Raw genomic sequence first — 14,701 nt, forward strand, 5'->3', positions numbered from 1 at the left:
AGATCGCGATGAAAGCACGCGCGAAATGGGTGGAAGGCATGGCCTTCATGGGCGAGGCCGGCAGCGGCCACGCCGTGATGATGGATGGCGCGCCTGAATATGGCGGCCGCAATATCGGCATCCGGCCGATGGAGATGCTGCTGATCGGGCTTGCCGGTTGCACCGGCTTCGACGTCGTCAGCATCCTCAAGAAGGGCCGCGAGGCCGTCACCGGCTGCGAGGTCGAGGTGGAGGCAGAGCGTGCCACCACCGATCCGAAGGTCTTCACCAAGATCCACCTCGCCTACCGCATCACCGGCAAGGGCCTGTCCCACGCCAAGGCTGAGCGCGCCGTCACATTGTCGAAGGAAAAGTACTGTTCGGCTTCGATCATGCTCGGGGCGACGGCCGAGATGACCTACAGCCTCGAGGTGATCGACGAGTTGCACAAGGAGGCCGCTGAATGAGCCGGGCTGAATTCGCTGGGCTGATCTCGCCGGAAGCGCTGGCCGCGCGGCTCGGCGACGAGAAGCTGGTCGTCATCGACATCCGCACCGCCGCCGATGGCGGCAGGGACGCCTTCGAGGCCGGGCATATCCCGGGAGCGGTCCATTCCGACTACGCGGCCGATGGCTGGCGGGCGAAGATCGGCAATGCGCTGGGCATGCTGCCCTCGCTCGACCATCTCGCGACGCTCGCGGGGCGGCTCGGTATCGAGCCGCACGACGACGTCGTCATCGTCCCGGCCGGCACAGCCGCGACCGACTTCGCCGCCGCGGCCCGGGTCTACTGGACGCTGAAGTTCATCGGCCACGGCCAGCAGGCGATCCTCGACGGCGGCTTCAAGGGCTGGACCGCCGATCCAGAGCGTCCGGTCGAGCGCGGCCCTTCCACGCCGAAGAGTGCAGGCGCTTATCCAGTCGTGGCGCAGCAGCGCCTGCGCAGCACGACCGACGCCACCCTCGTCGCCTCGCGCAGCAAGCAGGCGAGTCTCGTCGATGCACGCGGGCCGAGCTTCTTCGAAGGGCGTGAGAAGTCGGCCGAAGCGACTCGCGCAGGCCATATCCCCGGCGCGATCCAACGCGACTATGCCGGCGCCTTCGAGCCCGGCAGCGGCAAGCTCAAGGCGCCGGCCGAGTTGGAGAAGCTGTTCTCCGCCGTGCCGCAGGGGCCCGTCGTCTCCTACTGCAACACCGGCCATTCCGCCGCCGCGAACTGGTTCGTGCTGTCGGAGGTTCTCGGCCGCGACGAGGTGGCGCTCTACGACGGCTCGATGACCGACTGGACGCAGGACCCGGAGCGCCCGGTCGCGACCGGCAACGCGGCCTGAACCGCTTTCGATTGCAAATCAGGCTGAAAAGGTTCAAAGGAAGCGCCGATCGCGCCTGAGGCGCGGCGCTTCCTGACATATTGGACCGAGCCATCAGCCGATGAACGCCGTCGCGCCGAAAATCTCCTTCGTTTCGCTGGGCTGCCCCAAGGCGCTCGTCGATTCCGAGCGGATCATCACCTCGCTGCGCTCGGAGGGCTACGAGCTCTCCAAGAGCCATGCCGGGGCCGACCTCGTCATCGTCAACACCTGCGGCTTCCTCGATTCCGCCAAGGCGGAATCGCTTGAGGCGATCGGTTCGGCCATGGCCGAGAACGGCAAGGTCATCGTCACCGGCTGTATGGGCGCCGAGCCCGAGCAGATCCGCGACGTCTTCCCGAACGTGCTCGCGATCACCGGCCCGCAGGCCTATGAGAGCGTCGTCTCGGCCGTCCATCAGGCGGTGCCGCCGAAGCACGACCCCTTCGTCGATCTCGTGCCCGACCAGGGCGTCAAGCTGACCCCGCGACATTACGCCTATCTCAAGATCTCAGAGGGTTGCAACAATCGCTGCACCTTCTGCATCATCCCGAAGCTGCGCGGCGATCTCGTCTCGCGGCCGATCGGCGACGTGCTGCGCGAGGCCGAGAAGCTGGCCAAGGCCGGCGTCAGGGAACTGCTGGTGATCTCGCAGGACACCAGCGCCTATGGCCTCGATATCAAATATGCCCCGTCGATGTGGAAGGACCGCGAAGTCCGCACACGCTTCTTCGAACTTGCCCGCGAGCTCGGCCAGATGGGGATGTGGGTGCGTCTGCACTACGTCTATCCCTATCCGCATGTCGACGAGGTCATCCCGCTGATGCAGGAAGGGCTCGTCCTGCCCTATCTCGACATCCCCTTCCAGCACGCCTCGCCGAACGTCCTAAAGGCGATGAAGCGACCGGCCCATCAGGACCGCACGCTCGACCGCATCCGGAAATGGCGCGACATCTGCCCGGACCTCGCCATTCGCTCGACCTTCATCGTCGGCTTCCCCGGCGAGACCGAGGAAGACATGGACATCCTCGTCGACTGGCTCAAGGAAGCGAAGCTGGAGCGCGTCGGCTGCTTCAAATACGAGCCCGTGAAAGGCGCGCCCGCCAACGATCTCGGCCTTGCCCTCGTGCCGGAAGAGGTGAAGGAAGCCCGCTGGCACCGCTTCATGAAGGCGCAGGCGGAGATTTCCGCCCGCATCGTCAAGGCCAGAGTCGGCAAGCGCATCCAGGTCATCATCGACGAGGCCGGGCCGACCGTCGCCAAGGGCCGCTCGAAATGGGATGCGCCCGAGATCGACGGCAATGTCTATGTCGCCAGCCGCCGGCCGCTCAGGCCCGGCGATATCGTGACGGTGAAGATCGAGCGCGCCGACGCCTACGACCTGCACGGCATCGCGGTCTGAGATATAGCGCTCTCAGTTGAAGGCGCAGAGGCGGCGGATGGTGCGGCCGTTGCGGTCGCGCGCCGTGCCGAGGCTGCTGCAGGCGTCTCCGACCGGGGCCGCATCAACCTGCCCGGACTTCGGCGGCTCGGAGCAGATGCCGCTCGCGCAGCCGGTTGTCTCGGCATAGCGCTGGCGGGCTGCGCCGGGAATGCGGACGCGTCCCTGCTCCGCGCCCTGCAGCATCGCGTCGGTGTGCTTTGCGGATTGCCCGCCGGTTCCTCGGGCCTGCTGCGCCAGCGCGACGCCCGAAAGGGCCAGAATGCCGAAGAGGAAAACGGTGGTCCGAAACTTGGACGACATGAACGCCGGGTCCTGAATGGTCGCCAGCATGCGCTGGCCCCCATTCGTCGCGGCACTTCAGGCGTGGGTTCACGCTCGGTCAAAAAATGCGCCCGGAGGCCCTGGGCGCACGTTGTTTTCGTTTGCGGTCATGCCCGGGCTTGACCCGGGCATCTGGGAAACCAGTTCTTTCTGGTCACGAGATTTCCGGGTCAAGCCCGGGAATGACGCGAGACGACGCCGATTCCTTCTGGATCAGGGGATCAGCACCGTCGAACCCGTGGTGCCGCGCGATTCCAGCAGGCGATGAGCGTCGGCCGCATCCTTCAGCGGGAAGGTCGCGTTGACCGGCACCTTGACCTTGCCGCTCGTCACCGCCTCGAACAGATTCTGCGCCATCGCGATCATCGTCTCGCGCTTGGCCGTGTGGGTGTTGAGCGTCGGGCGGGTGACGTAAAGCGAGCCCTTGGCGGCGAGGATGCCGAGATTGAAGGCCTCGACCGCGCCCGATGCGTTGCCGAAGCTCGCCAGCAGGCCGAAGGGCTTCAGCGTGTCCAGCGACTTCATGAAGGTGTCCTTGCCGACGCCGTCATAGACCACGTCGCAAAGCTTGCCGCCGGTGATCTCCTTCACCCGCGCCGCGAAATCCTCTTCGCGATAGTTGATGACGTGGTCAGCGCCGTGAGCCTTTGCGAGTTCCGCCTTCTCCTTCGAACCGACGGTGCCGATCACGGTCGCGCCGAGCGCCTTGCCCCATTGGCAGAGGATAAGGCCGGTCGCGCCCGCCGCGGCATGGACCAGGATCGTATCGCCCGGCTTCACCTTATAGGTCCGGTGCAGCAGATACTCGGCGGTCAGGCCCTTCAGCATCATGCTGGCGGCCGCCTCATAGGAGATGCCCTCCGGCAGCGCGACGACGGAAGCCGCCGGCACGATGCGCTCCTCGGCATAGGCGCCGAGCGCCGATACGACCGCGACACGATCCCCAACCTTGAACTCGGTGACGTTCGGGCCGACGGCGAGCACCTCGCCCGCGCTCTCATTGCCGAGCACGAAGGGCAGTTGCGGCGCGGGATAGAGGCCCGAGCGGAAATAGGTGTCGATGAAGTTGAGGCCGATCGCCCGGTTCCGGATCAGGATTTCGCCGGGGCCCGGTTGCGGTAAGGTGATCTCTTCGAACTGAAGGACTTCCGGACCGCCGGTCTTGTGTGCGCGGATGGCTTTGACCATGAAACTCATCTCCCTCGGATGGATGGCCGACCATAGTTCATCACGCGGGAAAGCAGCATCCTTGCCGAACGCAGAACGCACCTTGCGACTTTGCGGACCGTGGCCAAACCGCCGCTCATCGGATAGCGAAGAGCCATGAGCACGCACACTGCCGATCCGGTCGATATCGCCGTCGTGGGCGCCGGCGCCGTCGGCCTCGCGGCCGCTTTGGCGCTGAGCCAGGAGGGACGCAGCGTAGCCCTGCTCGGCCCGGTCGCAACGCCGCGCGACGGACGCACCGTCGCCCTGCTCGACGGCTCCTGGCGCCTGCTGGCCGAACTCGGCGTGCGGGATGCCCTGGTCGCCAAGGCCGCTCCGCTCACGGTGATGCGCCTCGTCGACGACAGCGGCAGCCTGTTCCGCCAGCCGCCGGTCGAGTTCCGCGCCTCAGAGATCGGGCTCGAAGCCTTCGGCTGGAACATCGAGAATGCCGACCTGACCACGATCCTGGCCGAGAAGGCTAGTGCGACCGCCGGCCTGCGGATGATCCCCGGCTTCGTCCGCGCCATCGAACCGGAGGCAGGCGGAATCCGCCTCTCGGGCGATGATTTCGCCCTGCAGGCCCGGCTCGTCATCGGCGCTGACGGCCGCAACTCGCAGGTGCGCGTCGCAGCCGGCATCGAAAGCCGGGACTGGCGCTATCCGCAGGTGGCGCTGACGGCGATCTTCGAGCACCGCCGCGACCATCGCGAGGTCTCGACCGAATTCCACACGCGCCAGGGGCCGTGTACGCTGGTGCCCCTGCCCGGGCGCCGCTCCTCGTTGGTCTGGCTCGTCGATCCCGAGGAAGCCGACAGCATCGCCGCGCTCGACGATGCGGCCTTCGCCATGCGGGTCGAAAAGCAGGTGCAGTCGCTGCTCGGCGCCATGACGGTGAAAGGCCCGCGCGGCAAGGTGCCGATGGGCGGGCTTTCGGTCGATCGCTTCGGCGCCGACCGCATGGCGCTGATCGGCGAAGCTGCGCATGTCTTCCCGCCGATCGGCGCGCAGGGGCTCAATCTCGGGCTGCGCGACGTCGCTGCGCTTCGCGATGCGCTCGAAGGCGCCTCGGATCCCGGCAGCGATGCGGTGATCGCGGCCTATGACGCCGCCCGGCAGACCGATGTCCGGCTGCGGACCGGCGCGGTCGACGTGCTCAACCGCACGCTGCTGACCGACTTGCTGCCAGCCGACCTGATGCGCGGCGCGGGGCTGCTGGCACTGTCGCGGATCGGGCCTCTGCGGCGCTTCGTGATGCGGCAGGGGTTAGCGGGCGGCGCAACCGCCTCCTAACCCACGCCGTCATTCCGGGGCAGGCCGCAGGCCTGAGCCCGGAACCCATGAACACAGAACCCCAAAGGGAGTTGCAACGAGGCAGCCTCCCTCATCGGTACAGTGTTCATACGTTCCGGGCTCTTCGCTGACGCGAAGCCCCGGAATGACGGGGCGTGTTATTCCTCAGCCGATGATTTTCTGCGTATCGGCACCGCTTGCGGCGACCCTGCGCAACGCCGCCGCCCGCTCCCGAAACACCGGTGCGAGCGGCAACGGCGTCGAGACCAGGCGTCGGCCGCCCGCCTCCTCGACCTGCGCATCGAGCAGACCGCGGACCGTCATCTGCGGATCGGACACCGCCTCTTCCAGCGTGCGCACCACGGTGCAACAGCAATCCAACGGCTCGACCACAGCACGCCAGTAGTCGGCGCTTTCCCGCGCGATGATCTCTGCAATCGCGGCGCGGGTCGCCTCCGGATCGCGGCGGTCGTCGCGCAGCCGCTCATCGAGACCGATGCCCTCGCAGAAACTCTGCCAGAATTTGGGCTCAAGCGCCCCGACCGCGAGGAACCAGCCATCGGCGGTTGCGTAGAGCCCGTAGCGCGGGCTCGCCCCGGTCAGGAGACCCTCGCCCCCATCCGGAAACGAGCCGGTCACCTGCCCCTGGGCCAGCCCGTACCAGGCGAAGGTCGGCATGGCATCGGCCATGGCGATGTCGAGATGGCAGCCCTCGCCGCTGCGCTCACGCTGCCTGAGCGCCAGCAGGATGTTGAGCACGGCCGGCATGGTGCCGCCTGCGATATCGGCGACGAGCGGCGGCGGCAGGGGCGGCGCCTCGCCGCGCTTCAGCGACTGGCCGAGCAGGCCGCCGAGCGCCTGGTAGTTGATGTCGTGCCCGGCTTCCTGTGCGCGCGGGCCGTGCTGCCCATAACCGCTGATCGAGCAGTAGATAAGCCGCGGATTATGGGCTTTCAGCGCTTCATAGCCGAAGCCGAGCCGTTCCATCACGCCCGGTCGGAACTGCTCGATCAGAATGTCGGCCTTCGCGATCAGCGGCGTCAGCCGCGCGAGCGCCTCGGGCGCCTTCATGTCGATCTCGACGCTTTCCTTGCCGCGGTTGAGTACCGCGAAGGGCGCCGCCGTCTCGCCGAAGCGTGGCGGGAAGCCGCGCATATCCTCACCGCCCGGCCGCTCGATCTTGATCACGCGCGCCCCGGCCTCGGACAGGAAGAGGCTCGCCAGCGGGCCGGGCAGCAGCGTTGAGAAATCGAGGACCAGCAGATCGTCCAGCGGCAGCATCCGGCACCCTCAGTGGAACAGGTCGGCCGTTATCCTGCCCGTCTTCACCAGCCACAGGAAGCCCGGCAGCGTGATCATCGAAACGATGGTGCCGACGAGGATGCAGGCCGAGGCGCGCTCGACGCCGACACGATACTGGGTCGAGATCACAAAGATGTTCAGAGCCGGCGGCAGCGCCGCCATGATGATCGCGGCGTAGATCCAATGCGTCGGGATGCCGCCGAGCGCCGACAGCAGCACCCAGACCAGGAGCGGGTGCAACAGGAGCTTGATCACGACCAGTCCCGGAACCTCGGCGGGCATCGTCTTCATCGGCCTGAGCGCCACCGTGACGCCGAGCAGGAAGAGCGCGCAGGGCGCCGCAGCCTGGGAGAGCCACAGCACCATCCGGTCGACCGCGACGGGCAGTTCCAGCTTGAAATAGCTCGCCGCCACGCCGGCCAAAGTCGCGATGTTGAATGGATGCGTCAGCACCCGCCAGATCACCTCGCGCGTGGTGGCCAGCACGCTCTTCTTCTCCAAGCCCGCCAGCGCCATCAGGAAAGGCACCAGCGAGAACAGCAGGATGTTGTCGAACACGAAGATCAGGACGACCGGGGCGCTGGCGCTGGGGCCGAGCGCCGCCAGGATCAGCGGCGGGCCCATATAGCCGATATTGGAATAGGCCCCGGCAACGCCCTGCATCACCGCCTGCGGCATGTCGCCCTTATTGTGCTTCAGCCCAAGCGCGAAGGACAGGCAGAATGCGCAGAAGGTCGCCGTGGTCGTGCCGGCGATGAATTTCCAGTTGGCCAGCTCGCTCAGCGGCTTGTCCGCGATCAGCCTATAGAACAGCGGCGGCAGCGCGACATAGATCAGGAAGAACTGCAGCCAGGCGAGCCCCGCCTCCGGCAGCTGCTTGTAGCGGCCGATGGCGAAACCGAGCAGGATCAGCCCGAAGAACGGCGCGACCAGATTGAAGATATTGAGAAGGTCGGCCATCGGCGCATTCGATCCCGGGGCACCCGCCCCGGAACCGAGACGTTGACATCTGCATCTAGAGCATGATGCAGGGCGGGCAAGGTCATTCGAACCGAGGCGATCTTCCCCAGACGCAATGGGAGGATTTTGAACCTAGGCATTAATACCTATAAATCAACATAAGAAAATATACCCATAATCGACGCGTTTCATCGAAAGAACCATGGACGCAGCCTTCATGCTCCTCCACATTCGCTGCATCGCAGCATGGAGCGCCCGATGACGACAAAAACGCCGCGCCAGTTCTTTCGTCCGCTCGCGATCGGCGCGCCGGAACCCTATCGGGAGCTACCGCTCAGGCTCGAGCGCATGATCCATTTCGTGCCGCCGCATCTGGAAAAGGTCCGCGCCAAGATCGGCGAGCTGACGGGCCAGGTCGACATCGTGCTCGGCAATCTGGAGGACGCGATCCCGGTCGACGCCAAGCAGGCCGCCCGCGACGGCTTCATCGCCATGGGCAAGGCGGTCGACTTCGGCAAGACCGGCCTGTGGGCCCGGGTCAATGCGCTGAACTYGCCCTGGTTCCTCGACGATATCACAGCGATCATGGCCGAGATCGGCGGCAAGCTCGACGTGCTGATGGTGCCGAAGGTCGAAGGCCCCTGGGACATCCACTATGTCGATCAGCTCCTCGCGCAGTTCGAGGCGCGCCATGCCCTGCGCAAGCCGATCCTGATCCACGCGATCCTGGAAACGGCTGAGGGCGTGAAAAATGTCGATGCGATCGCGACTGCCTCGCCGCGCATGCACGGCATGAGCCTCGGCCCCGCCGACCTCGCCGCCTCGCGGGCCATGAAGACCACGCGCGTCGGCGGCGGGCACCCGGAATACAAGGTGATCGCGGACCCCTCCCCCGATGGCGGGCCGCGGGCCGTCGCGCAGCAGGATCTCTGGCACTACACGCTCGCCAAGATGGTCGACGCCTGCGCCGCGGCCGGGATCAAGCCGTTCTACGGCCCCTTCGGGGATTTCGCCGATGGCGCTGCCTGCGAAGCGCAATTCCGCAACGCCTTCCTGCTCGGCTGCGCCGGCGCCTGGACGCTGCATCCCTCGCAGATCGACATCGCCAAGCGCGTCTTCAGCCCTGACCCGGCCGAAGTGGCCTTCGCCAATCGCATTCTGGATGCGATGCCGGACGGCTCCGGCGCCGTGATGATCGACGGCAAGATGCAGGACGATGCCACCTGGAAGCAGGCCAAGGTGATCGTCGATCTCGCCCGCCAGGTCGCGGCCCGCGACCCCGATCTCGCAGAGCGCTACGGAATGTGATGGGACAATACGGCGAGGTCGATTGATTTCGACGCATTTACGACGCATTCCTCTCGCAAGGGCGGCGAGAACGTAAGCTGGCGGCGGATCGGCCGGCTCAGTATGGATGAGTCATGGAAGCGCGTTCGGCCAAATTCCGGATCGGGCAAGTGGTCAAGCACCGCATCTACCCATTCCGCGGCGTGATCTTCGACGTCGACCCGGTCTTCTCCAACACCGAGGAATGGTGGGAGGCGATCCCGGAGAACATGCGCCCGTCGAAGGATCAGCCGTTCTATCATCTCTTCGCCGAGAACGAGGAGACGGAATACGTCGCCTATGTTTCGGAGCAGAACCTCGTCAGCGACGATTCCGGCGCGCCCATCCGCCATCCCCGCGCCAAGGAATTCTTCCGGCGCGACCGGAAGGGGCGCTACCGGATCGACCATACCGACCTGCACTGAGGCTGCGGGGGCCTGCGCCCGGACGCGCCGGCCGTCACAACGATCAACGAAAAAGGGCCGGCTCCATTGAGCCGGCCCTTTTTCATTTGGTTCGCGTTCAGCCGATCAGGGCTTGGGCGGCGTCGCCGGAGCAGCGCCCGGAGCCGGAGCGGCACCCGGAGCCGCATTGGCGCCGCCCGCGCCAAGGCGCTGACGCAGCTCTTCCTGGCGCTTGGCCAGCTCGTCCTGAAGCTGCTTCTGCTGGTCCTCGAGCACCTTCGGATCGATCGGCGCGCCGTCGAAGCCCTTGGCGAAATCGGCGAGCGGAATGGCGAAGGTCACCTCGCGGGCGCCCTGGTTCTGGACGCTGATGTTGAGCGTCGTGCCCTTCTTCATCGCGTTGATGAAGTCCTCCTTGACCTGCGCCTCGGCGAAGCAGCCATTGGGGAAGCAGATCGCGTAGCGGCCGCCGGTCGGCTGGGCGTTGTCGACGCCGAAGCGGATGCCGGGCTGCAGCATCAGGCCGAGCGGCATGAGGAAGCGGACGATCTTGTTCGGATCGCCCTTCACGTCATAGACGGCTGCCGCCAACACCGGCTGGCCCTGATCCGAGACGAAGTCGCGGGTGGTGTAGCAAATTTCCTTGTTGGCGGCCTGGTCCTTGCCGCAGACCTTGGTCCAGCTCGTCTGGGACGGCTCGGGCTTGACCTGGACCACGGTCGGACCGGCCGGAGCGGCGCCGGGCTGCTGCGCCGGGGCCGGCTGCTGGGCCGGGGCCGCGGGACGCTGGGCCGGAGCGGCGGGGCGCTGGGCCTGCGCAAAAGCCGCGACGGGCGCGAAGCCGACCGCCGCGCTGAGAACCAGCCCTAGAGCAGACGATGACAGGCGAAACGAAGCGGACATTCTCTGTCTTTCCTTATCAGGCGAATTCGGGGATCACGACTTCGTAAGCCGCGCGTCACCACCGACGGCCCAATCGCATGACGGCGCCGGCCATAGCAAGCCGTGCACATCAAGGGTGATTGAGGCGTTTGAATGACACCCGGACTCGGCTTTAGCGACTTCGCGCGCGGGATTCCAGCCCGAATAGCTGCGTGACGACCGTCAGCCCATGCTATTCTTACGTAGGGAATCAGGTCTTACGATGGATTTTAGTCGATCGCCCTTGGCGATGAGCCGCCGCAGGGTCAACACGATGCTCGCCTTGAGCCCGCTCGCCCTGTTGGCGCGCGGCCGCTCGGCCTTGGCTGATTCGGCCTCGGTGCAGCACGCCATCGCGATGCACGGCCAGCCTGCCTTGCCCGCCGGTTTCGCCCATCTGCCCTATGCCGACTCCAAGGCTCCGCGCGGCGGGCGCATCGTCTTCGGCGTCCAGGGCACCTTCGACAGCCTGAATCCGCTGGTCGTTCTCGGCGTCGCGCCGGACGCCGTGCCGAGATATGTGCAGCAGAGCCTGCTCTTCCGCTCGGCCGACGAGCCTTTCACCAGCTATAGCCTGCTGGCCTCGCAGGTGGAACTCGACGCCGATCGCAGAAAGCTCGCCTTCGAGATCGACCCTCGGGCAACTTTCGCGGATGGCGCGCCCGTCACGGCGGCGGACGTGCTCTTCACGGTCGAGATGCTGAAGACGAAGGGCAAGCCCTTCCACCGTTCAAGCCTCGCCCGCATCACCAAGGCATCGGCGCCTTCGCCTAAACGCGTCGAGTTCGAGCTCGGCGACGGCTCCAACCGCGAATTGCCGCTGGTGATCGGCGCGCTGCCTATCTTCGCCAGGCACACGACCAATGCCGAGACCTTCGGCGATACGAGCTTCAAGCCGGCGCTCGGCTCCGGCCCCTATGCGGTCAGCGAGGTCCGGCCCGGCGAATCGCTGACGCTGAAGCGGCGGAAGGATTTCTGGGCAGAGGACCATCCGCTGACCCGCGGGCTCTTCAATGCCGACGAGATCCGCTACGATTTCTACCGGGATTCCAACGCCTTGTTCGAGGCGTTCAAGGCCGGGCTCTACGACGTCCGGCTCGAGGGCGATCCGACGCGCTGGATGACCGGCTACGACATCCCCGCGGTGCATGACGGGCGCATCATCAGACAGACCCTGCATTTCGACACGCCCAAGGGCATGACGGGGCTCGTCTTCAACACGCGCCGGCCGGTGTTCTCCGACGTCCGGGTGCGCGAGGCGCTCGGCCTGTTGTTCGATTTCGAATGGGTCAACCGCAACCTGTTCCACGCCGTCTATCGGCGTGCCGGGAGCTTCTTTTCCGATTCTCCCCTGTCCGCCCTTGGCGTCCCCGCCGATGGCCGCGAGAAGACCTTACTCGCCGCTTTTCCTGATGCGGTGCGCGAGGATATCCTTTCAGGCACCTGGAAACCCTCCGAAACAGATGGCTCTGGCCGAGACCGCGAGCAGGCGCGCAGGGCGCTCGACCTGCTCCAGGCCGCCGGCTATGCGCTGCAGGACGGCGTATTGCGCAACGGCAAGAGCGAACCCTTCGCCTTCGAGATCACCGTGACCAGCCGTCCGCAGGAGCGGCTGGCGCTGAACTATGCGCAGTCGCTCGGCCGTCTTGGCATCGCCGCCAATGTCCGGCTGATCGACGACGTTCAGTATTGGCGCCGGCTTTCGGCCTTCGATTTCGACATGATCCAGTGGACCTGGCCGGCCTCCGCTTCGCCCGGCAACGAGCAGATCGGGCGCTGGGGCGCGGCGAATGCCGAGCGCAGGGGCTCTCTCAACTACGCTGGGGTGCGATCGCCCGCCATCGATGCGGTGCTGCAGGCCCTGCTCGGCGCCCGCGAACGCGAGGATTTCGTCGCCGCCGTGCGCGCGCTCGACCGGCTGCTGCTCTCGGGCTTCTACGTCGTGCCGCTCTACTACCTGCCCGACACCTGGCTCGCCCTTGCGCGCGACGTGGTGATGGCAGGGCGCCAGCCGGCCTATTTTCTCTCCACTGAAACGCTGGCGCGCCTCCCGGCCACGCCGGCTCCGGCGAATTGAAGGGCCGTCGATGCGAGCAGAACAGGACGAGGCTTCCGCCCTGCTCGATGGGCTCGATATCGACACGCTGCTCAGGGCCCTGACGCGCAGGCGCGGCTACGAGGCAGCCCTGCGCGATCCACCGGGGCGGCGCGGCTGGAGCGACGTAGGCCCGGCCTCGATCAATTTCCTGCAGCTCGATCAACGGATCGACCAGCTTGCAAGGCTTCTTGCCGCCAACAAGGGACAGCCAGGCGCGAGCGTGGCGATCCTGGCTCCCCTGGGACCCGAGGCCGTTGTTTCCGTGCTCGCCTGCCTGCGCGCCGGCCTCTCCCCGCTGATGCTGCCGCTGCACGGCAACGAGCTTGAGCTACTGCGCCTCATTGAAGCTTCAGGCGCGGTCATGGCTCTCGGCGTCAGCCGCGTTGGACCCTTGCGACCGCTGTTGACGCTGCGCAATCTCGCGATGCGCGCCTTCAGCACCCGCTTCGTCGGCGGCTTTGGCCCGGACGTGCCAGATGGCGTCGCGCCGCTCGACGCGCTCCTGGCCAATGCGAGCCTGCATCCCCTGCCCGGTCCGGTTGAGCGGCCCTGGCTGCAGGTTGCCGATGCCATCTCGCTCCAGGGTCCGCAGCGTATCTCGGAGCGGGAGATTCTCGGAAAGGCACTCGAGATCTCGCGGGCACTGAAGCCGATGACGTCCTCGCGGATCGTCAGCACACTTGTCGGTGGTGATCTCGCGGCGCTCGCAAGCGGCCCGGGCATGGCAATGCTCACCGGCGTCGAATTGCTGCCCCTCGGCCTCTTCCACCTCGGCGATCTACAGGCCTGCATCGAAGGCGGGCGTTCCGTTCATCTCGTGCTGCCGGGCAATATGGAGCCGGCGCTCGCCCATTCGCGCCTGGCGGGGCACCCGGCGCTCGCCAGCCTCGTCTTCGTGCAGCGGACCGGCGGCGGGCTCGCCTATCCGGCAATTGATCGCCCCGATCTCGCCATCGTCGATATCGCGGCGCATAGTGCTTCGGACATCACCGTCGCGAGGCGCCAGACGCCCAGGAGTTAGAACGCGCCGGGACGATGACGGGGCGAATTCTGGGGAGTGTTCACCATGTTTTCCGTCGGTCTTGTTCTGCTCTCTCTCTCGGCGAGCCCGACTCTTCCCGTCGCCGACTCGGTGCCGCGCTTTGACATCAACGCCTCCTGCGGCAGCGCCGACAAATCGGCCACGGGTATCGGCCGCCCCGCCAGTGCCTGCCGCGACGATGAGGAAAAGGCCCGCAACGCACTGGAAGCCCGCTGGTCGGAATACCCGGCCCGAGCCCGGACAACCTGCACAGAGGGCGCGAGCCTTGGCGGCCCGCCGAGCTATGTCCAGCTCATCACCTGCCTGGAACTGACGAAGAAATAGACGTGCCGCCGGGGAGCATCGCGGCGCGCAGCAACAGGTAGAGCACCGACGCATTGAGCAAGTGCCAAAGCCAATGCGTTCCGAGCGGCAGGGCGCCGCATAGCGGGCCGTCCATGCTGCGCAACGCCAACGAGGCTGCGAAAACCACACCGGCCAACGCCATCAGTTTCCGCTGCCGCCGGAGCGCCGGATCCCGAGGCATGGCCAACGCAATGCCAACGAGCCCCAGCAGAAACGCCGCATAACCGGCAGAGCCCGCCACCATCGCTGGCAGGATTGCCCGCCCCGCCCAGGAGAGACCGAGGGCGAGGCCGAAGAAGGCCAGCGTGCCGATGGCCGCTGCCCACCCGGGCGCTCCGAGGAACCCTGCAAGAGCGAAGGCGAAATAACCGAAGGCGAACAGTTGGATCGGCAAGACATCAGCCAGCACCGTCCAGCGGTTCGGCATGGTGTGAAACAGGAAGGAACCGATCCCGATCGCGAAGACGAGAAGGATGAATGCGAGCACGATACCGTCGCGACGGCCCTGCCGGCGCCAGAGCCGGAAAGCCATCAGCGCCGCCAGAAGAAAGGCGCCATTTGTCACGGCGTTGACGGGCTCGGCCCAAAAGCTCGCATCGAGTCTTTCGCAATAGCCGAACTGCATCGATCCGCCCCTTGATCGCTCCCACCGAAGCCGGCTGTTGCGACAGCTTCATGTCGCATGCCGGCTTGCCTTGCAGCCGCCACTTCC

15 protein-coding genes are annotated in these 14,701 nt (G+C 66.3%); 9 read left to right on the top strand and 6 right to left on the bottom strand.

The genetic code is table 11. The annotated features are described in order from the left end of the window. Positions 1 to 8: 8 nt before the first annotated feature. The 3 genes from AC1DDA_RS08750 (at position 9) to rimO (ending at position 2,729) form a co-directional block, all read left to right on the top strand. A complete protein-coding gene (locus tag AC1DDA_RS08750) occupies positions 9 to 446 on the top strand; it encodes an OsmC family protein (protein WP_441512588.1) in 438 nt (145 codons plus the stop codon). Continuing rightward, positions 443 to 1,309 (top strand): sulfurtransferase, encoded by an 867-nt coding sequence (locus tag AC1DDA_RS08755; RefSeq protein ID WP_476795468.1) that lies wholly within the window; start codon positions 443 to 445, stop codon positions 1,307 to 1,309. Before AC1DDA_RS08750 ends, AC1DDA_RS08755 begins: the two co-directional genes overlap by 4 nt. A 100-nt stretch (positions 1,310 to 1,409) precedes the next feature. Then, positions 1,410 to 2,729, top strand: coding sequence for a 30S ribosomal protein S12 methylthiotransferase RimO (rimO, locus tag AC1DDA_RS08760; protein ID WP_476795469.1), 1,320 nt, complete (start codon positions 1,410 to 1,412; stop codon positions 2,727 to 2,729). A 12-nt stretch (positions 2,730 to 2,741) separates the two neighbouring features. Here rimO and AC1DDA_RS08765 read toward each other — a convergent pair whose 3' ends face one another. Both AC1DDA_RS08765 and AC1DDA_RS08770 read right to left on the bottom strand, forming a co-directional pair. Then, complete coding sequence (locus tag AC1DDA_RS08765; protein WP_476795470.1) at positions 2,742 to 3,071, bottom strand: hypothetical protein; 330 nt, start codon at positions 3,069 to 3,071, stop codon at positions 2,742 to 2,744. Between the two features lie 234 nt (positions 3,072 to 3,305). Continuing rightward, complete coding sequence (locus tag AC1DDA_RS08770; RefSeq protein WP_476795471.1) at positions 3,306 to 4,280, bottom strand: quinone oxidoreductase family protein; 975 nt, start codon at positions 4,278 to 4,280, stop codon at positions 3,306 to 3,308. Positions 4,281 to 4,415: 135 nt separating this feature from the next. On the opposite strand from AC1DDA_RS08770, the gene AC1DDA_RS08775 reads away from it, so the two are divergent. Continuing rightward, positions 4,416 to 5,591, top strand: a complete 1,176-nt coding sequence (locus AC1DDA_RS08775) for a UbiH/UbiF family hydroxylase (protein WP_476795472.1) — start codon at positions 4,416 to 4,418, stop codon at positions 5,589 to 5,591. 165 nt (positions 5,592 to 5,756) lie between these two features. Here AC1DDA_RS08775 and AC1DDA_RS08780 read toward each other — a convergent pair whose 3' ends face one another. Both AC1DDA_RS08780 and AC1DDA_RS08785 read right to left on the bottom strand, forming a co-directional pair. Then, a complete protein-coding gene (locus AC1DDA_RS08780; RefSeq protein ID WP_476795473.1) occupies positions 5,757 to 6,872 on the bottom strand; it encodes a CaiB/BaiF CoA transferase family protein in 1,116 nt (371 codons plus the stop codon). 9 nt (positions 6,873 to 6,881) lie between these two features. Further along, positions 6,882 to 7,853, bottom strand: coding sequence for an AEC family transporter (locus AC1DDA_RS08785; protein ID WP_476795474.1), 972 nt, complete (start codon positions 7,851 to 7,853; stop codon positions 6,882 to 6,884). A 258-nt stretch (positions 7,854 to 8,111) separates the two neighbouring features. Here AC1DDA_RS08785 and AC1DDA_RS08790 point away from each other — a divergent pair, with 258 nt between their 5' ends. Continuing rightward, positions 8,112 to 9,161, top strand: a complete 1,050-nt coding sequence (locus AC1DDA_RS08790; protein ID WP_476795475.1) for an HpcH/HpaI aldolase/citrate lyase family protein — start codon at positions 8,112 to 8,114, stop codon at positions 9,159 to 9,161. Between the two features lie 113 nt (positions 9,162 to 9,274). Continuing rightward, complete coding sequence (hspQ, locus tag AC1DDA_RS08795; protein ID WP_441512597.1) at positions 9,275 to 9,604, top strand: heat shock protein HspQ; 330 nt, start codon at positions 9,275 to 9,277, stop codon at positions 9,602 to 9,604. A 105-nt stretch (positions 9,605 to 9,709) separates the two neighbouring features. Here hspQ and AC1DDA_RS08800 read toward each other — a convergent pair whose 3' ends face one another. Continuing rightward, positions 9,710 to 10,486, bottom strand: a complete 777-nt coding sequence (locus AC1DDA_RS08800; protein ID WP_441512598.1) for an invasion associated locus B family protein — start codon at positions 10,484 to 10,486, stop codon at positions 9,710 to 9,712. A gap of 268 nt (positions 10,487 to 10,754) precedes the next feature. On the opposite strand from AC1DDA_RS08800, the gene AC1DDA_RS08805 reads away from it, so the two are divergent. The 3 genes from AC1DDA_RS08805 to AC1DDA_RS08815 are packed head-to-tail and all read left to right on the top strand — an operon-like array spanning position 10,755 to position 13,968. Further along, positions 10,755 to 12,581, top strand: a complete 1,827-nt coding sequence (locus AC1DDA_RS08805) for an extracellular solute-binding protein (RefSeq protein ID WP_476795476.1) — start codon at positions 10,755 to 10,757, stop codon at positions 12,579 to 12,581. 10 nt (positions 12,582 to 12,591) lie between these two features. Then, on the top strand, positions 12,592 to 13,623 hold the full coding sequence (locus tag AC1DDA_RS08810) for an AMP-binding protein (protein ID WP_476795477.1): 1,032 nt from the start codon (positions 12,592 to 12,594) through the stop codon (positions 13,621 to 13,623). Positions 13,624 to 13,668: 45 nt separating this feature from the next. After that, positions 13,669 to 13,968: a hypothetical protein gene (locus tag AC1DDA_RS08815; protein WP_441512601.1), complete on the top strand. Its 300-nt coding sequence runs from the start codon at positions 13,669 to 13,671 to the stop codon at positions 13,966 to 13,968. Here the strand turns inward: AC1DDA_RS08815 and AC1DDA_RS08820 are convergent. Beyond that, positions 13,940 to 14,614: a ceramidase domain-containing protein gene (locus AC1DDA_RS08820; protein ID WP_476795478.1), complete on the bottom strand. Its 675-nt coding sequence runs from the start codon at positions 14,612 to 14,614 to the stop codon at positions 13,940 to 13,942. The genes AC1DDA_RS08815 and AC1DDA_RS08820 overlap by 29 nt on opposite strands. Positions 14,615 to 14,701 lie beyond the last annotated feature (87 nt).

This window comes from Allobosea sp. 10N428 (assembly GCF_056394545.1).